A 17,604-nucleotide genomic window follows, 5' to 3' on the forward strand; every position below is an offset into this window, starting at 1 on the left:
CATGACCGCTTCCGCTTCCGAATCCAAAGACATCGTCCTCGCCTTCTCCGGCGGCCTCGACACCAGCTTCTGCGTGCCGTGGCTGCAGGAGCGCGGCTGGGCCGTGCACACCGTCTTCGCCGACACCGGCGGCGTGGACGCGGCCGAGCGCGAGGCGATCGAAGCGCGGGCGGCCGAGTTGGGCGTGGCCAGCCACGTCACCATCGACGGCGGCCCGGCGATCTGGGAGGGCTTCGTGAAGCCCTTCGTCCACGCCGGCGAGGCCTACCAGGGCCAGTACCCGCTGCTGGTCTCCGACCGCTACCTGATCGTCGACGCCGCGCTGGCGCGCGCGAAGGACCTCGGCACCAACGCGATCGCCCACGGCTGCACCGGCATGGGCAACGACCAGGTGCGCTTCGACCTCGCGGTCAAGGCCAGCGGCGACTACCGCATCGTGGCGCCGATCCGCGAGATCCAGAAGGAACACACGCAGACGCGCGCCTACGAACAGGCCTACCTGGAAGCGCGGGGCTTCGGCGTGCAGTCCAGGCAGAAGGCCTACACCATCAACGAGAACCTGCTGGGCATCACCATGTCCGGCGGCGAGATCGATCGCTGGGAAGCGCCGGGTGAGGGCGCGCGCGGCTGGTGCGCGCCGCGCAGCGCCTGGCCGGCCGAGCCGCTGCAGGTCGCGCTGCGCTTCATCGGTGGCGAAGCAGTGGCGATCGATGGCCAGGACATGCCGGGCGAACAGATCCTGGCCCGGCTCAACCGCATGTTCGCCTCCTATGGCGTCGGGCGCGGCATGTATACCGGCGACACCACCATCGGCCTGAAGGGCCGCATCGTGTACGAAGCGCCGGGATTGGCCGCGCTGCTGGTCGCGCATCGCGCGCTCGAGGAAGCCGTGCTCAGCAAGCAGCAGAACCGCTTCAAGCCCGACGTCGGCCGCAAGTGGGTGGAGCTGGTGTACGAAGGCTTCTACCACGACCCGCTGAAGACCGACCTCGAGGCCTTCCTGGCCTCGTCGCAACGCATGGTCAACGGCGAGGTGATGCTGGAAACCCGCGGCGGGCGGGTCGACGCCGTGGCCGTGCGTTCGCCGCACATCCTCAACGCCAGCGGTGCCACCTATGCGCAGTCCGCCGACTGGGGCGTGGAAGAGGCCGAAGGCTTCATCAAGCTGTTTGGCATGAGCAGCACCCTGTGGGCCGAGGTCAACAGGTCGTGACCGGATTCTCTGGCAGCGCTTCCCACAGGAGTCTGGCGTCGTGATCGACAGGGTTCTTGAACACCTGGCCGCGCTGGTGTCTTTCGATACCCGCAATCCGCCGCGGGCGATCGGCACCGGCGGCATCTTCGACTACATCCGCGCGCAGCTGCCGGACTTCGAAGTGACCGTGACCGACCACGGCGCCGGCGCGGTGTCGCTGTTCGCGCGCCGCGGCGCTCCGTCGCTGCTGTTCAACGTGCACCTGGACACGGTGCCGGATTCGCCGGCGTGGACGGCCGATCCGCACGTGCTGCGCGTCGAAGGCGACCGTGCGATCGGCCTCGGCGCCTGCGACATCAAGGGCGCGGCCGCGTGCCTGGTCGCGGCTGCGCAGGCCGTGGACGGCGATGCCGCCTTCCTTTTTTCCAGCGATGAGGAGGCCAACGACCCGCGCTGCATCGCTGCCTTCCTGGCCACCGACCACGGCTTCCGCCAGGTGCTGGTGGCCGAGCCCACCGGTTGCGAGGCCGTGCTCGCCCATCGCGGCATCGCCGCCGTGCAGCTGCGTTTCCACGGCGAGGCCGGCCATGCCTCGGGCGCGCAGGCGCTCTCGGCGAGCGCCGTGCACAAGGCGATGCGCTGGGGCGTGGATGCATTGGCGCTTGCCGAAGCCGAGGTCCACCAGCGCTTCGGCGGCCTGACCGGCTTGCGCTTCAACATCGGTCGCGTCGAAGGCGGCATCAAGGCCAACGTGATCGCGCCCGCGGCCGAAGTGCGCTTCGGCTTTCGTCCGCTGCCTTCGCACGATGTGGCGCAGCTGCACGCGCGCTTCCAAGCCCTGGCGCCGGAAGGCAGCGACTACACCGCCACCTTCCACGGCCCTTCGCTGCCCGCGGGCGACACCGCAGCCGCCGAAGAACGCCGCCTGGCCGCCCGCGACCTGGCGGAAGGCTTCGACCTGCCCATCGGCAACGCCGTCGACTTCTGGACCGAAGCCTCGCTGTTCTCCGCCGCCGGCCTCGACGCCATCGTCTTCGGACCCGGCCACATCGCCCAGGCCCACACCGCGGACGAATGGGTCGCGCTTGACCAACTGCGCACCTATGCCGCGGCGGTGGTGGGGATCATTAAAAGCCAGAGCATTTCAGCCACGGATTTGCGCGGATGAACGCGGATAAAGCAAAGACAGAAAAGGAGCGCTCTTTTGCCACGGATTCGCGCGGATTACGCGGATTGGGTCAAGGCGAGTTCGAAGAGGAAATCCCTGTGAAACATGTGTTGTGGGGCAGGGCGCGATAATTCGGCTGGCCTCGCCATGATCCGCGTAATCCGCGCAAATTCGCGGCAAAAAGGGCTCTTGCTCCACCCGCGTTCATCCGCACGATCCGTGGCATAAAGGCCGTTGCTCTATCCGCGTTCATCCGCGCAAATCCGTGGCAAAAAAGCTTTTGCCTCTCTCCCAGCCCCACGAAGCAGCAACCCATGCAAGCACACGTACAGACCCGCCAGACCATCGTTCGACTGTTGTCGGGGATGGGCAGCGCGAAAGAGATCAGCCAGTACCTGAAGCGCTTTTCGCAGCTGGATGCGAAGCGCTTCGCGGTGGTGAAGGTCGGCGGCGCGGTGCTGCGCGACGACCTCGAGGCGCTGACCTCGTCGCTGGCCTTCCTGCAGCAGGTGGGGCTGACGCCGATCGTGGTCCACGGCGCCGGGCCGCAGCTCGACCAGGCGATGCGCGAGGCCGGCATCGAGAAGCGCACCATCGACAACCTGCGGCATACCGATGCCGCGGGGCTGGCGATCGTGCGCCGGGTGATGCGGCAGCAGAACCTGCGCCTGGTCGAGGCACTGCAGGTGGAGGGCGTGCGCGCGACCTCGATCCAGTCGGGCGTGTTCGAGTGCAGCTTCCTCGACCGCGAGCGCTACGGCCTGGTGGGCCAGGTGGTGCGCGTGGACACCGACGGCATCGGCGCGGCGATCAAGGCCGGTTCGATCCCGGTGATCACGTCGCTTGGCGAGACCGCCGAAGGCCAGATCGTCAACGTCAACGCCGACTGGGCCGCCAACGAGCTGATCAAGGCCATCCAGCCCTACAAGATCGTCTTCCTCACCGGCACCGGCGGCCTGCTGGGTCCGGATGACAAGGTGATCGATTCGATCAACCTCAGCACCGAGTACGGGGAGCTGCTGGCACAGCCCTGGCTGCACTCCGGCATGCGCCTGAAGATCGAGCAGATCCACGACCTGCTGATGGTGCTGCCGCCGTCATCGTCGGTGTCGATCACCCGGCCCGACCAGCTGGCGCGCGAGCTGTTCACCCACAAGGGCTCCGGCACCCTGGTGCGTCGCGGCGAGCGCGTGCTGCGTGCGGCCGCCTGGAGTGAGCTCGACCTGTCGCGGCTGCGGATGCTGATCGAGTCGGCCTTTGGCCGCAGCCTGCTGCCGGACTATTTCGAGCGCACGCCGCTGCTGCGGGCCTATGTCAGCGAGAACTACCGTACCGCCGTGATCCTGACCGAAGTCGACGGCGTGCCCTATCTCGACAAGTTCGCCGTGCTCGACGATGCCCAGGGCGAAGGCCTGGGGCGCGCCGTCTGGCAGGTGATGCGCGAAGAAACACCGAGCCTGTTCTGGCGCTCGCGCAACGGCAACGCGGCGAATGCCTTCTACTATTCCGAGTCCGACGGATGCTTCAAGCAGGACATGTGGAAGGTGTTCTGGTACGGCATGGACAAGTTCCCGGAGATCGAGCGCGCGGTCGCCCACTGCGCCACGCGTCCGGCCACCCTGGTGGATGTGAAAGAGAAGGAGGAGGGCTTCGATGGCTAGGACCGTTGGCATCGTGGGCGCGCGCGGGCACACCGGCGCCGAACTGATCCGGCTGCTGGCCGCGCATCCCGGCTTCGAGCTCGCGGCGGTGTCATCGCGTGAGCTCGACGGGCAGCGCGTGTCCGACCATGTACCCGAGTATCGCGGCGAGCTGCGCTACCGGAGCCTCGCGCATGAGGAACTCGGTGGCCTCGGGCTCGATGCCTGGATACTGGCGCTGCCGAACGGCAAGTCGGAGGCCTGCATCGCATCGCTGGGCACGGCAGGCGCTCACGCCGACGTCGATGTCCAGGCCGATGCCGTCGACGCCGATGGCCCGGTGATCGTCGACCTTTCGGCCGATCACCGCTTCAGTGACGCCTGGTACTACGGCTTGCCGGAACTCACGCGCGGCACGTACGCGGGCCAGCGTCGCATCGCCAATCCCGGTTGCTACGCCAGTGCCATGCAGCTTGCGGTGGCGCCGATGCTCGGCCTGATCGAGGGCCCGGTGCAGTGCTTCGGCGTGTCCGGCTACTCCGGCGCCGGCACCACGCCGTCGGACCGCAACAACGCCGACAAGCTCCGCGACAACCTCATGCCTTACGCGCTGGTGGACCACCTGCACGAGCGCGAGGTCACCCACCACCTGGGCACGCCGGTCGAGTTCATGCCGCACGTCGCGGCGCACTTCCGCGGCATCACCCTGACCGCGAACATGCACCTGCGCGAGCCGATCGCCCTCGACGCGGTCGCGGCCCGCTACCACGCGCGCTACAACGCCGAACCGCTGCTGCGCGTCACCGACGACGCACCCTGGGTCAGCGCCATCGCCGGCCGCCACGGCGTCGAAGTCGGCGGCTTCACGCTGTCGGCCGACGGTCGCCGGCTGGTGGTGGTGTCCACGCTCGACAACCTGCTCAAGGGCGCCGCCACCCAGGCGTTGCAAAACCTCAACCTCGCCTTCGGCTACCCCGAGACCCAGGGCATCCCGTTCGACTGATCACCCATACCGCTGACCACCGCCCCACGCCCACGCCCTCACCACCGAGACCACCATCAGCCCCCCTGTGGGAGCGGCTATAGCCGCTCCTACAACAGCAGTAAAAATGGAGAACGACATGACCGACCTCCTCTGGCAGAAGCCCGGTGTCACCGTCGACAGCGACATCCAGGCCTTCCTGGCCGGTGACGACGTCATCCTCGACCGCGACTTCTTCCTGCACGACATCCAGGCCAGCCGTGCCCACGCCGAAGGCCTCGCGCGCATCGGCATCCTGGCCGCGGACGAACTGGCCGGCATCGCGCGCGAACTCGACGCGCTGGCCGACGACTTCCAAAGCGGCGGCTTCGTGCTCGATGCACGCTACGAGGATGGCCACTCCGCCATCGAAGCGCGCCTGACCGAACGCCTCGGCGACGCCGGCCGCCGCATCCACACCGGCCGCAGCCGCAACGACCAGGTGCTGGTGGCCACGCGGCTGTGGCTGAAGGAGAAGCTGGCACGGACCCGCGCGCTGTGCATCGAGACCGCCACTATCGCGCTGGAGCGCGCACACGCCGAGGCCGACGTTCCTCTGCCCGGCTACACCCACCTGCAGCGCGCCGTCGTGTCCTCGCTTGGCATGTGGTGGTCGGCCTGGGCGGAGGCCTTCATCGACAACGCCGCACGCGCCGGCGACACCCTGGCCTGGATCGACGCCAACCCGCTTGGAAGCGCCGCCGGCTATGGCGTCAATCTGCCGCTGGAGCGCGACCACACCACCGCGGCCCTCGGCTTCGGTCGCCTGCAGGTGGCGGCGACCTATGCGCAGCTTTCGCGCGGCAAGTTCGAGATGGCCGCGCTGGAAGCCCTGTCCAGCGCCATGCTCGACCTGCGCCGCCTGGCCTGGGACCTGAGCCTGTTCACCTCGGGCGAGTACGGCTTCGCCAGGCTACCGGCGCAATACACCACGGGCAGCTCGATCATGCCCAACAAGCGCAATCCCGACGTCATCGAGCTGATGCGCGCGACCTATGCCAGTGTCGCCGCCGCGCGCACCGAGATCGAGCAGCTGCTGTCGCTGCCGTCCGGCTACCACCGCGATCTGCAGCTGTCCAAGGGCGCGCTGTTCCACGGCTTCGGCAAGGGCTTGCAGGCGCTGGCGCTCTTGCCCGACCTGCTGCGCAACCTCGACTGGGACACGGAGCGCATGCGCGCCGCGCTGGAGCCGTCGATGTATGCGACCGATCTCGCCGTCGATATGGCGCGCGACGGCCTGCCGTTCCGCGAGGCCTATCGCCAAGCCGCCGATCCGGTGCGCTGGGCTGAAGGTGATCCCGCCGCGAGCCTTGCCGCGCGCACGTCTCCCGGCGCTGCGGGCGATCTGCGGCTGGAAATGCTGCGCGCGCGACTTGAAGCATCGGGCACCGTGTAGCGTGCCGACGCGGCTGGCGTGTGATGCTGTTGCGTCAGCCCCCACCGGGTTGCAGCCAAGGAAGCCTTACGTGGAGCCGACGCAGTGAGTAATGCCAGGACCAGTGCCCGAAAGCGCAGCGTGAGCCTCGCCCTGCAGGGCGGCGGCGCGCATGGCGCATTCACCTGGGGTGTCCTCGACGCATTGCTCGAGGACGGGCGCCTGGATCTCCGCGGCGCCAGCGGCACCAGCGCCGGCGCGATGAACGCAGTCGTGCTGGCCCATGGCCTGCTCGAAGGCGGCCCCGAAGCCGCGCGCGAAGCCTTGGCCCGCTTCTGGGCCGCGGTCGGCGGCAGTGCGCCGCTGCTGCAGGCGGGGGCAGGATCCGCCGATGGCCGGCCCTCGCCCATGGCGTCGCTGATGCTGCAGTGGAGCGGCTTCCTGGCTCCGTCGCAGTTCAACCCGCTGGGCTACGACCCGCTGCGCGACATCGTCGAGGCGCAGGTCGATTTCGAGCGCCTGCGCGCGCAGCGCAAGTTCGATCTATTCATCGCCGCGACCCATGCCAATACCGGCCGGCTGCGCCTGTTCCGCACGCCGGAGCTGAGCGCCGACGTGGTGCTTGCCTCGTCCTGCCTGCCTGCGCTGTATGCCGCGGTGGAGATCGACGGCGAGCCCTACTGGGACGGCGCCTTCGCCGCCAACCCGCCGGTGCTTCCGCTGCTGGCGGAGTGCAGGGTCGACGACGTGCTGCTGGTGCTGCTGAGCCCGGTCAGCCACGGCGAACTGCCGCGTTCGGCCGCGGACATCCGCGGCCGCACCCAGGCGCTGGCGTTCAACGCCGCCTTCCTCGCCGAGATGCGCAGCCTGGTCCGGATGCGCGAGTTCGTGCGCCGCTCGATCGTGCCGTGGCTGGTGAAGGAGCATCCGGTGCGTCGCAAGCGCATGCACATGGTCGCCGACGATGAACTGATGGCGCGGCTCGACGACGATTCGAAGTCGACCACCAGCCTGCCGTTCCTTGAAACCCTGCGCGACCACGGCCGCGCCCGGGCGCGGGAATGGCTGGACGCACACGCGGCCGAGGTGGGGAAGCGCTCGACGGTGGATATCGCCAGCTTCCGCTGAAGCCAAGGGACGAGCCTTGTTGCGTCCTTCAGCCTGCCTGCGTTCGCTGTCTTCGGGTATCCGGAGCGATCAACTCCACCATCTCAAGGAACAGCACCCTTGCACGGACAGGCGCCCTCCGGAAGCAGCGCAACAGCCGCAACTCGAAGTCATCGTCGACCAGCATGCCCGTGGTTGCAGCGATCGAGTCCAACTGCTGTTCCTGAGGCAGGTACATTGCGCCAGCGGCAGGCAATCCGGAGCTCGTCTCGAACCCGTTCTTCCTTTCAGGCACAGGGGGCAGCGACGGACCAACCGGCTTGGCTTCGGCATGCACCAGTACCGCGCGGATGTGGACGGTCACCAGCTACGACGTGCTCGGGCGCCCGCTTCAGGTGCTCACGCCGGACGCGGGGGAGGTCTCCACCAGCTATGCGGGCAACCGGACCACGGTTACGGATCAGCGCAACAAAAGCACCATCGGAGTGCGAAACGGTCTGGGCGAGGTGGTGCAGACCATCGATGCCACGGGGCTCGTGCTGGAAAACCGGTTTGACGCGGCTGGCAACATAGTCCAGGTCCGACGGGATGCGGGCCGCGGCACGATCCTGAACGAGTTCGCCTATGACGCGCTCGGGCGAAAGGTGGCCCAAAACGATCCTGACAGCGGCTACATGACGTTCGAGTACAACGCGCTGGGCGAATTGATTGCGCAGCAGGATGCCGGCCTGCAGCGTACCGAGCAGCGTTACGATGCTCGCGGTCGTGTCTGGGAGCGTACGGTGCGCCTGGACAGCGGCATCATCGAATCGCAGTCGGTGTTCGAGTATGACAGTGCGCCGGGTGGCGTCGGACAGTTGGCCAGCGAGATGATCGGCGGAGCCTACAGCAGCTGGCGCGGGCAAACGGACAAGTTCCTGGACATGAGCCGCGTCTACGTCTACGACGGACTTGGTCGCCCGCAGTCCATGATCACGACGATCGATGGCGTCAGCTACTCCTCGCAGACGGTCTACGACACCAAGGGCCGCCCATTCCTGGCCCAGGACGCGTCAGGACAATGGGTCAAGCACGAGTACAGCAGTCGCGGTGCCCTGCGGGCGACCTGCCATTACGAATCCAACGCGGTTCCGGCCTGCTCCTCTGCGTCGCAATACGCACGCACGCTTGAGACCGACGCCTGGGGCAACGTGGTCCACGAGGAGCGCGGCGCCAACGGCCAGATGACCATCGCTCGCGAGCACGATCCCCTGACCGGCCGGGTATTGCGAATCTGTGCGGACAAGTCAGGTGGCCCTGACTGTGAACTGGTGGACGAGGCCTACGGCTGGGACAAGTCGGGCAACCTGCACACGCAGCAGAAGGGAGGGCGATACGTCGAGGGATTCGTGTATGACGACCTGCACCGGCTGAGCAACAGTTACTTCCTGCAGATCGGCGCGACCAGCTACGCGCCCTACGAGAAGACCGGCCACTGGGCGGTGTACGACGCGGTGGGCAACGTCTGCGCGCGGACCATCGACGGCACCGGACAGACGATCGACTATGCCGGCCGGGCCGGCTGTGGAGCGAGCACCACGCACGGCAGTGGCACCAGCAGCACCGTGGGCGCGCACCGGGTGAGCAGCGTGGGCACGACCAGCTACGCCTACGACAGCCGGGGCAACCAGACCGTGCGCAACGCGGCCGGGACGGCGCAGGACCGCACCATCCGCTACTCCGCCGACAACAAGGCCTACGCAATCATGCGCGGGACCACCAGCGCGCCGCTGCAGACGCTGCGGTTCTGGTACGGCCCAGATGGCCAGCGCTACAAGCGAGAAGACGTAGGCGGCAAGCGGACGCTTTACCTGGGCAACGTGGAAATCGTGACGCAAGGGGCGGTGACGACCGTCAAGCGGCACATCGCCGGAGCGGTGCTGCAGACGATCGTGGGCACGAGCACGACCAGCCGCTACCTGTTTCACGACCAGCTGGGCAGCGTGGCGCGGATCACCGATGCCGCGGGCGTCGTCCAAGCGTCGCTGGACTACATCCCTGCGGGTGCCCGGCGCAGCATGAGCGACCCGATGCAGGTGGAGGAGGACTCGCCCGCGCTGAGCGACCGCGGGTTCACCGGTCACGAGCACCTGGACGGCGTGGGCGTGATCCACATGAACGGAAGGATCTACGACCCAGGGCTTGGGCGGTTCCTGCAGCCGGATCCGTTCGTGCAGGCGCCGGGCAGCGCGCAGAGCTGGAATGCGTACACGTACGTGTTCAACAACCCGCTGCGGTATACGGACCCGACCGGGATGCTGGGACAGTCGGAGCGGGGGTGGCTGGGGGCGATCATCATGCTCGCGGCGGCGGTGACCCAGCAGTATTGGGCGGCTGGTTTTACCGGCACATATGGCGCTGCAATGACGGCGGGGGTCTATGCCGGCGTGGGGTTTGTTTCGGGGGCTGTGGCGACGCAGAGCTGGCGGGGCGGGCTGATGGGGGCGATGACGGCGCTGATCACGGCGGGCGTGCGCATCGCGACCGTTGATGGCGGCGTGGCGGGCTGGGGCGTGCAGACGTTCACCGGCGGCGTGACGGAATCGCTGCGCGGCGGGAACTTCGGACACGCATTCGCGAGCGCAGGGCTGTCGGCGGCATTCACGCCTGACCGCGGCCAGATTCCGAATCCGGTGGCGCGAACCATGACGGGGGCGATTGTGGGTGGCACGATCTCGCGGGCGACGGGAGGGAAGTTCGCGAATGGCGCGGTGATGGGGGCGATTCAGGCGGCGATGGCGGGCGGCAAGCGTACTTTGCGACGCGCAAGTGCGGCAGGCGGTGTGGCGACAGTTATCACTCCAGAAGCACAGCGCGAATTCAACAGGATTGCAGACGGATTTTCGGGCCGAACCTTCTTGTTCTCTGGCGGAGCCGAAATGGCTTTCTTTGATGCATTTTTTCCGTTCACAGAAAAATATGGTTTGGAAGTTGGTGCCAATATAATAAAGTGGGGGCGGTACAGTGTCGCGGATATAACACGTGGTACTGCGACGGGCGTCCATGTGCCCGTGAATCAATTAACGGTGCTTGAGGTGCATACTCATCCTATAGGAGCCGCTTCAGGATTTAGCGGTTACTTGCGCTCTGTTTCCGGTGAAATATCTGCTTCACGTGGAGAGGATTATGCGATGACGTGGGAGCATGCGCAGTATTCGGCCGTGCTTCGTGGGGCTATGGTTGGGAGGGCAGGTGATAGAGCAGTTTGGCAGTTCGATTACTTGCAGTTCCGCGAGGCCCACTTCGAAGGCGGCGGCGCCTTCATCGACGCGGAGCATTTTACTTGGAGGAAGAGATGAGGATGATTGGTGCTGCGTTTCTTGCTTTAGTTCCTATGCTAGTTGCGTGTAGCCCTGAAGCTGGTCGAGCGATCCCGGTTGATCAGATTTGCGTTCTTTCCAGTGGTGATCTTTGTCGAATTCCATATTCATTGCTGTTTTCAAGCCGAAACGATCTCGTAGGCCGGGAGGTCGGGATTCGCGGTTACTTGATCAAAGAGAATGATGAATTTGTTCTTTATGAAAATCACGTTTCCGCAGCTATGGGTGGGCGCGAGGCTGCGGTTCTGATCAGTGCGGGTGGGTTTTATGAGGATTCGGACAGGTTAATTGGTCAGAACGTCATTGTTGTCGGCAAGTTGGGGTTGAATAAAGATGGCTGGTGGAGTGAAATAAGTTTGACCAAGTCTCCGGGAGAAGTGCCAATATGGAAATGAAGTCGCGGGTAGAAGCTGGGCGGTAGTAAGGTCATGAACGTACAAGTCACGAATCAGTTATAGCTTTTTGGGAGGTTCACCGCTGGGTGGCAGTGGTCACCAGCAGTACCGTGGGCGCGCACCGGGTGAGCAGCGTGGGCACGACCAGCTACGCCTACGACAGCCAGGGCAACCAGACCGTGCGCAACGCGGCCGGGACGGCCCAAGCCCGCACCATCCGCTACTCGGCCGACAACAAGGCCTACGCGATCATGCGCGGGACCACCAGCGCGCCGCTGCAGACGCTGCGGTTCTGGTACGGCCCTGACGGCCAGCGCTACAAGCGCGAAGACGTAGGCGGCAAGCGGACGCTTTACCTGGGCAACGTGGAGATCGTGACGCAAGGGGCGGTGACCACGATCAAGCGACATATCGCCGGGGTAGTGCTGCAGACCATCGTGGGGTCGACCACGACCAGCCGCTACCTGTTCCACGACCAACTGGGCAGCGTGGCGCGGATCACCGATGCCGCAGGCGTTGTCCAGGCGTCGCTGAACTACATCCCGGCCGGCGCCCGGCGCAGCATGAGCCCTTGGGGAATGAATGAACGCGTTACGGGGCGCTGTGTCACGACGACCGGTCGGGACTAGCTCGTACGTCCGACATCCTCCAGGAAACGCGGCCGACAGGCCTGCCACGCACCCAGCAGCATCAGCACCACGCTTGTCGCCAGCATTGCGAATGGCCAGGCAAGCCCCCCCGTCGCGTCCTTGAGGATGCCGAACAGCAGCGGCCCGAGGCAGGCCAGCGTGTAGCCCAGGCCTTGGGTGAAGCCCGACAGCGCCGCTGACCCCGCGGGCGTGCGCGTGCGCAGGTTGATCAGGGTCAGGCCGAGCGGAAAGGTGCAGCCGCCGATCCCGACCAGGATCGCCCACAGCCAAGGTGCCGCCATCGGGGCCAGCCAGAGGCCCGTGAAGCCTGCGAACTGCGCTAGCGCGCAGAGCACCGCCAGCGCGAAGGTGTTGGGCATGCGCACCGCAAGGCCGGGTATCACCAGCCCGCCAAGCAGGCTGAAGCCGGTGTAGAGCGCCACCATCGCGCCGCCGTAGGCCGGCGAGGCGCCGGCATCGGTGAAGATCCGGGGCATCCAGGTGAACATGGCGTAGGTCGCCAGCGAGGTCATGCCGAACATCAGCGCCATGCCCCAGCCCAGGGACGTGTGCCAGACCCGGCTGCGCGAACCCGGGGTGGATTCGAGCCCGGTGGCGCCGGCGGAGGACGTCGCGTCGGAGGGTGCCGTGGATCCGTGCCGCAGCAACACCAACCACGGCAGCATCGCCAGCACTGCCAGCAGCGCCCAGAAGCCCATCGACAGCCGCCAGCCGAAGGCATCCGCCAGCGGAACCGCGAGCAGGGCCGCCATGATCGTGCCCGCCTGGAGCGCGGTGATGTAGACCACGCTCAGCGAGCCCACACGGTGCGGGAAATGGCGTTTCACCAGCGGCGGCAGCACCACGTTGCCGATGCCCATGCCCGCCAGCGCCAGCAGCGAACCGCCGATGAGCAGGGGCATGCCGCCGGCCAGCGAGCGCAGCACCAGGCCCGCCGCGGCCAGCGCCATGGCCAGCAGCACGGTGCGCTCGAGTCCGATGCGGCGGGTGATCGCCGGCGTGCCGGCGCCGAAGGCCGCGAACGCCGCGGCGGGCAGCATGCCGATGAAGCCGGCCATGCTGGCGCCGAAGCCAAACTCCCGGCCCACGACATCGAGCAGCGGCGTGATCGAGGTGACGGCCGTGCGCAGGTTGAAGGCCGCAAGCGTGATGCCGGCAAGCGCCAGCAGCCAGCCGCGTGCGTGGGGGCCGCCGGTGGCGGCGTGGGAAGCCGGCATGCTGCAGTGTCCAGGCGCGCCCGGGAGGCGCTGAAAGCAGAAAACCGGCCGTGGGGCCGGTTTTTGCGTGGTCACCAAGTGGTCGGGGAGACAGGATTTGAACCTGCGACTTCTACGTCCCGAACGTAGCGCTCTACCAGGCTGAGCTACACCCCGACAGGTGAGCTGCGCATTTTAGGGACTCCGGGGCCGGAAGGGCAAGCCTTGCGTGCGCCGGCGGCCGGGGCGGCGGCGCCAGTCGCTAGAATGGCGGGCCAATCCGCATGGCCTGCACCGGAGCCCGCCTTGATCAAGCCACGCACGCCCCCGGGCGTCCTCGAACTGCTGCCGCGCGAGCAGGTCGCCTTCCAGCGCATGCTCGACACCATCCGCCGCACCTTCGAGGCATGGGGCTTCCTGCCGGTGGAAACGCCGGTATTCGAGCTCTCCGAGGTGCTGCTGACCAAGACCGGTGGCGAGACCGAGCGCCAGGTGTATTTCGTGCAGTCCACCGGCGCGCTGGAGAAAGCCCAGGGCGGCGGCGGGCAGGACGTGCCGGAAATGGCGCTGCGCTTCGACCTGACGGTGCCGCTGGCCCGCTACGTGGCCGAGCACGAGCACCACCTCGCCTTCCCGTTCCGCCGCTACCAGATGCAGCGCGTGTACCGCGGCGAGCGCGCGCAGCGCGGCCGCTTCCGCGAGTTCTGCCAGTGCGACATCGACGTGATCGGCAAGGACACGCTGTCGCCGCGCTTCGAGGCCGAGGTACCGGCGGTGATCAACGCCGTGTTCGATGCGCTGGGCATCGGTGAATTCACCATCCAGCTCAACCATCGCAAGCTGCTGCGCGGGTTCTTCGCCGGGCAGGGCATCGATGACGCGGCGCAGCCGCTGGTGCTGCGCGAGATCGACAAGCTCGACAAGCGCGGCGAAGAGGCCGTGCGCGCGACGCTGGAGGGCGAGGGCTTCGGCCTGTTGCCGGAGGTGGCCGAGCGGCTGCTGGCCTTCTCGCGCATCCGTTCCAACGGCCATGGCGATGCGCTCGCGAAGCTCGATGCGCTCGGCGCCGGCACGCCGCAGTTCGAGGAGGGACGCGACGAGCTGCGCGCGCTGCTCGGCATGCTTAAGGCGATGGGCGTGCCGGAGTCGCGCTACGCGATCAACCTCTCCATCGCGCGTGGCCTGGACTACTACACCGGCATGGTCTACGAGACCACGCTGGACGCGAACCCGGGCATCGGCTCGATCTGTTCCGGCGGCCGCTACGACGACCTGGCCGGTCACTACACCAAGTCGAAGCTCCCCGGCGTCGGCATCTCCATCGGCCTGACGCGCCTGTTCTGGCAGCTGCGCGAAGCCGGCCTGGTGGCCGCGGAGCGCAGTCCGGTGGACGTGCTGGTGGCGCTGTTCGACGACGCCGGCCTGGACGATGCGCTGGCGCTCTCGCAGCGGCTGCGCGCGGCGGGCCTGAACGTGGAGACCCAGTTCGAGCCGCGCAAGCTCGGCAAGCAGTTCCAGTACGCCGACCGCGCCGGCATCCGCCACGTGGTGGTGCGCGGCGCGGACGAGGTCGCGCGCGGCGTGGCGACGGTGAAGGACCTGCTCAACGGCGAGCAGGTCGAGGTCACGCTGGAAGGGCTGGCCGATGCGCTGCTCGCGCGATGCCGGGTGGATGAAGCCAACGCCGTCGTCGGGGCGCTTGCCGGGACCGCCGCGGGTCCGGCGATCGCATCCGCCAAAGGAGACGCACGATGAAGCCCGTACTTCTTGACGGACTGTCGCTGACCCGCCCGCAGCTGGTGGCCGTGGCCCACGGCGCCCAGGTGTCGCTGGACGAAGGCGCGCTGCGCGCAGTGGCGCGCGCCGCCGATTTCCTCGCCGAGCAGGTGCGGCGCGAAGAGCCGATCTATGGCGTGTCCACCGGCTTCGGCAGCAACGCCGACAAGCTGCTCGGCGCCCATCCGCTGCGCGATGAACTGCCGGGTGGCGCGCCTTCCGGCCGCTCCCTGCACGCCGAGCTGCAGCGCAACCTGATCATCACCCACGCCGTCTGCGTGGGCGAGCCGATGTCGGCGCCGGTGGTGCGCGCGATGATGTGCATTCGCGTCAACACGCTGCTGCGCGGGCACTCGGGCATCCGCGTGTCCACGCTGCAGGCGATGGCTCAGCTGCTCAACGCCGGCGTGGTGCCGGTCGTGCCACAGCTGGGCTCGGTCGGTGCCTCGGGCGACCTGGCGCCGCTGTCGCACCTCGCGATCGTGTTGCTGGGCGGCGGCGAAGCCTTCGTCGAGGGCGAGCGCATGCCGGGCACCGATGCGCTCCAGCGCGTGGGTCTGGCGCCGGTCGAACTCTCCTACAAGGAAGGCCTGGCCCTCAACAACGGCACCGCGCAGATGCTGGCGATGGGCGTGCTGGCACTGGCGAAGCTGGAGGACCTGCTCGACACCGCGGACCTTGCCGCGGCGATGACGCTCGACGCCTTCGCCGGCCGCCTGGGCGCCTACGCCGAGGACGTGCACGCGCTGCGCCCGCATCCGGGCCAGGTCGCGGCCGCCGCGCAGCTGCGCGCGCTGCTGGGCGGTTCGACGCTGGCCGACATCGCCTACCACCTGGTGCCGCGCTTCCGGCAGTGGTTGCCGGGCAGCTGGGACGAGCCCGCCGCGCAGGCACTGCCCTTCGACATCGGCTGGGACTGGGTGCCGACCAGCCAGCGCCACGGCCGCGAGAAGTTCTACCAGCGCTTCAAGCCCTTCCGCGGCGGCAAGAAGCACCAGCCGCAGGACAGCTATTCGCTGCGCTGCGTGCCGCAGGTGCACGGCGCGGTGCGCGACGCCGCGGCCCAGGCCGCGCGCGTGCTCGAGGTCGAGCTCAACGCGGTCACCGACAATCCGCTGGTGTTCCCCGACAAGGCCGCCGGGCACGTCGGAGGCGCGTTCGTTGAAAGCACGGTGATCTCCGCCGGGCACTTCCACGGCATGCCGCTGGCGCTGGCGATGAGCTACCTCAAGGCCGCCCTTCCGGTGTTGGCCTCGATCAGCGAGCGCCGGCTCAACAAGCTGGTCGACCCCGCCACCAGCGACGGCCTGCCGGCCTTCCTGATCGGCAACGAGGACGGCACCGAGTCGGGCTTCATGATCGTGCAGTACACCGCCGCGGCGATCGTCAACGACCTCGCCAGCCGCGCGCATCCGGCCAGCGTCTACTCGGTGCCGACCAGCGCGAACGCGGAAGACCACGTGTCGATGGGCGCCAACGAGGCGCGCCACGTGCTGGCCATGGCCGACGACCTGGGCAAGGTTCTGGGCCTGGAGCTCTACACCGCCGCGCAGGCGCTGGACCTGCGCCGCGACATGATCAACGCCGCGCGCGACCTGGCGCGGCGCGGCGATGCGGCGGCGCTGGCGGCCAAGGTGTCGGGCGCGCCGGCCGCGGGCACGCCGGACCACGCATGCTTCATGGAGGAAGTCGAAGCGCTGCGCGTGGAGCTCGCGGAGAGCGAACCCTTCCATCCCGGCCGCGCCGTCGATGTGGCGCACGGCGTGATCCGCGGCCGCATCGCGAGCATGGAGCGCGACCGCGCGATGGACGGCGACGTGGCCGAGGCCGTGCGCCTGGTCTGCGACGGCGTGCTGCTGGCCGCCGTGCGCGACGCCGGGCAGGGCGCTTGAACCTGCCCCTGCACCTGGGCTGGCCGGGTGCACTGGAAGCGGGCCTGATCGCACTGCTGGTCGGCCTGTTGGCCTACGCGCTGTTCCACGCCATCGGCCTGCGTGCGCGTTGGCCGGAGGGGCATGCGATCGGCTGGGCCTGCCTGGCCGCGATCGCGATCAGCGCCGGCATCGACACCTGGCACCTGTTCTACATGGGCGTGGTCAAGCTCGAGTCGCCGGTGTACGCGCGCATCGCGCTGTCGAAGATCCATGACCCCGACGGGCTTGGCATCCGCGTGCTGATGGAAGTCATCGGCGCCCTGGCCGGTGTCGCCCTGGGCTGGATGTTGGCGGAGCGCCGCCGGGCCTGAGGGCCGCGACCGCCGCGTCCGCCGAGGCCGCCGGTCCCTTGAACCCGTTACCTGTCTTGGCTGCCCGCCCGCGCCGGGAGGGGTTGCGCGCCCGCGATCGACGTGCGTTAATGTGCTAACGCATTAATACATTAGTCCAGATGAAGCAGCGCCCCGCTCCCGTGCCGAAGAAGGATGCCGATGCCGGCTTCAAGGCCTTGGCCAAGGCGCTTGCGTCCCTGCAGGACCCTGCCGAGGTCGCGGCGTTCCTGCGCGACCTGTGCACCCCGGCCGAACTCGAGGCCATGACCGACCGCTGGCGCGTGGTGCCGCTGCTGCTCGAGGGCGTGCCCTACCGCGAGATCCACCAGCGCACCGGCGTCAGCGTCACCACCGTGGGCCGCGTCGCCCGCACCCTGGAGCACGGCGAAGGCGGCTACGCGGCCGCCGTCCGCGAGCAGTTCCCGCGCCTCCTCGACCGACACTGAAGTCCCCGCC

Annotated in this window: 15 protein-coding genes and 1 tRNA gene; 13 read left to right on the forward strand and 3 right to left on the reverse strand. The window is 67.9% G+C overall.

The window, feature by feature from the left end:
* The first annotated feature begins 1 nt into the window (after position 1).
* The 6 genes from ACW7G5_RS07540 to ACW7G5_RS07565 all read left to right on the forward strand — a co-directional run bounded on the left by ACW7G5_RS07540 (position 2) and on the right by ACW7G5_RS07565 (position 7,527).
* On the forward strand, positions 2-1,213 hold the full coding sequence (locus ACW7G5_RS07540) for an argininosuccinate synthase (RefSeq protein ID WP_457003252.1): 1,212 nt from the start codon (positions 2-4) through the stop codon (positions 1,211-1,213).
* Positions 1,214-1,253: 40 nt separating this feature from the next.
* Complete coding sequence (locus tag ACW7G5_RS07545) at positions 1,254-2,363, forward strand: acetylornithine deacetylase (protein WP_457003253.1); 1,110 nt, start codon at positions 1,254-1,256, stop codon at positions 2,361-2,363.
* Between the two features lie 314 nt (positions 2,364-2,677).
* Entirely contained in the window at positions 2,678-4,024 is a 1,347-nt protein-coding gene (locus tag ACW7G5_RS07550; RefSeq protein WP_457003254.1) for an acetylglutamate kinase, read from the forward strand.
* A complete protein-coding gene (argC, locus tag ACW7G5_RS07555) occupies positions 4,017-5,006 on the forward strand; it encodes an N-acetyl-gamma-glutamyl-phosphate reductase (protein ID WP_457003257.1) in 990 nt (329 codons plus the stop codon). Before ACW7G5_RS07550 ends, argC begins: the two co-directional genes overlap by 8 nt.
* Before the next feature lie 118 nt (positions 5,007-5,124).
* Positions 5,125-6,420 (forward strand): argininosuccinate lyase, encoded by a 1,296-nt coding sequence (gene argH / locus ACW7G5_RS07560; RefSeq protein WP_457003258.1) that lies wholly within the window; start codon positions 5,125-5,127, stop codon positions 6,418-6,420.
* 120 nt (positions 6,421-6,540) lie between these two features.
* The gene (locus ACW7G5_RS07565; protein WP_457003260.1) at positions 6,541-7,527 is read left to right on the forward strand and encodes a patatin-like phospholipase family protein; all 987 of its coding nucleotides are present in this window, start codon (positions 6,541-6,543) and stop codon (positions 7,525-7,527) included.
* A 28-nt stretch (positions 7,528-7,555) separates the two neighbouring features.
* Here ACW7G5_RS07565 and ACW7G5_RS07570 read toward each other — a convergent pair whose 3' ends face one another.
* Positions 7,556-7,870, reverse strand: coding sequence for a hypothetical protein (locus tag ACW7G5_RS07570; protein ID WP_457003262.1), 315 nt, complete (start codon positions 7,868-7,870; stop codon positions 7,556-7,558).
* Here ACW7G5_RS07570 and ACW7G5_RS07575 point away from each other — a divergent pair.
* The 3 genes from ACW7G5_RS07575 (at position 7,857) to ACW7G5_RS07585 (ending at position 11,889) form a co-directional block, all read left to right on the forward strand.
* The gene (locus tag ACW7G5_RS07575) at positions 7,857-10,844 is read left to right on the forward strand and encodes an RHS repeat-associated core domain-containing protein (RefSeq protein WP_457003264.1); all 2,988 of its coding nucleotides are present in this window, start codon (positions 7,857-7,859) and stop codon (positions 10,842-10,844) included. The genes ACW7G5_RS07570 and ACW7G5_RS07575 overlap by 14 nt on opposite strands.
* On the forward strand, positions 10,829-11,260 hold the full coding sequence (locus tag ACW7G5_RS07580) for a hypothetical protein (RefSeq protein WP_457003266.1): 432 nt from the start codon (positions 10,829-10,831) through the stop codon (positions 11,258-11,260). The genes ACW7G5_RS07575 and ACW7G5_RS07580 overlap by 16 nt, the downstream gene beginning before the upstream one ends.
* A gap of 86 nt (positions 11,261-11,346) precedes the next feature.
* Positions 11,347-11,889, forward strand: a complete 543-nt coding sequence (locus ACW7G5_RS07585) for a hypothetical protein (protein WP_457003267.1) — start codon at positions 11,347-11,349, stop codon at positions 11,887-11,889.
* Here ACW7G5_RS07585 and ACW7G5_RS07590 read toward each other — a convergent pair.
* Both ACW7G5_RS07590 and ACW7G5_RS07595 read right to left on the reverse strand, forming a co-directional pair.
* Positions 11,886-13,127 (reverse strand): CynX/NimT family MFS transporter, encoded by a 1,242-nt coding sequence (locus tag ACW7G5_RS07590; protein ID WP_457003269.1) that lies wholly within the window; start codon positions 13,125-13,127, stop codon positions 11,886-11,888. The two genes, ACW7G5_RS07585 and ACW7G5_RS07590, sit on opposite strands and share 4 nt — an antisense overlap.
* Positions 13,128-13,206: 79 nt before the next feature.
* Positions 13,207-13,283: transfer RNA gene (locus ACW7G5_RS07595), tRNA-Pro, on the reverse strand.
* A 129-nt stretch (positions 13,284-13,412) separates the two neighbouring features.
* On the opposite strand from ACW7G5_RS07595, the gene hisS reads away from it, so the two are divergent.
* The 4 genes from hisS to ACW7G5_RS07615 all read left to right on the forward strand — a co-directional run bounded on the left by hisS (position 13,413) and on the right by ACW7G5_RS07615 (position 17,594).
* Positions 13,413-14,861: a histidine--tRNA ligase gene (gene hisS, locus ACW7G5_RS07600; RefSeq protein ID WP_457003271.1), complete on the forward strand. Its 1,449-nt coding sequence runs from the start codon at positions 13,413-13,415 to the stop codon at positions 14,859-14,861.
* Positions 14,858-16,774, forward strand: a complete 1,917-nt coding sequence (locus ACW7G5_RS07605; protein WP_457003273.1) for an HAL/PAL/TAL family ammonia-lyase — start codon at positions 14,858-14,860, stop codon at positions 16,772-16,774. Before hisS ends, ACW7G5_RS07605 begins: the two co-directional genes overlap by 4 nt.
* Positions 16,771-17,127: a hypothetical protein gene (locus ACW7G5_RS07610; protein WP_343278509.1), complete on the forward strand. Its 357-nt coding sequence runs from the start codon at positions 16,771-16,773 to the stop codon at positions 17,125-17,127. The genes ACW7G5_RS07605 and ACW7G5_RS07610 overlap by 4 nt, the downstream gene beginning before the upstream one ends.
* A 140-nt stretch (positions 17,128-17,267) precedes the next feature.
* Entirely contained in the window at positions 17,268-17,594 is a 327-nt protein-coding gene (locus tag ACW7G5_RS07615) for a YerC/YecD family TrpR-related protein (RefSeq protein ID WP_457003275.1), read from the forward strand.
* Positions 17,595-17,604: the final 10 nt, after the last annotated feature.

This window comes from Luteimonas sp. A501, assembly GCF_054052085.1.

Coding starts and splice junctions, on each gene's coding strand:
- ACW7G5_RS07575 (WP_457003264.1), top strand. CDS start 7,857: ATGTGGACGGTCACCAGCTACGACGTGCTCGGGCGCCCGCTTCAGGTG.
- ACW7G5_RS07590 (WP_457003269.1), bottom strand. CDS start 13,127: ATGCCGGCTTCCCACGCCGCCACCGGCGGCCCCCACGCACGCGGCTGG.
- ACW7G5_RS07605 (WP_457003273.1), top strand. CDS start 14,858: ATGAAGCCCGTACTTCTTGACGGACTGTCGCTGACCCGCCCGCAGCTG.
- ACW7G5_RS07550 (WP_457003254.1), top strand. CDS start 2,678: ATGCAAGCACACGTACAGACCCGCCAGACCATCGTTCGACTGTTGTCG.
- argC (WP_457003257.1), top strand. CDS start 4,017: ATGGCTAGGACCGTTGGCATCGTGGGCGCGCGCGGGCACACCGGCGCC.
- ACW7G5_RS07615 (WP_457003275.1), top strand. CDS start 17,268: ATGAAGCAGCGCCCCGCTCCCGTGCCGAAGAAGGATGCCGATGCCGGC.
- argH (WP_457003258.1), top strand. CDS start 5,125: ATGACCGACCTCCTCTGGCAGAAGCCCGGTGTCACCGTCGACAGCGAC.
- ACW7G5_RS07540 (WP_457003252.1), top strand. CDS start 2: ATGACCGCTTCCGCTTCCGAATCCAAAGACATCGTCCTCGCCTTCTCC.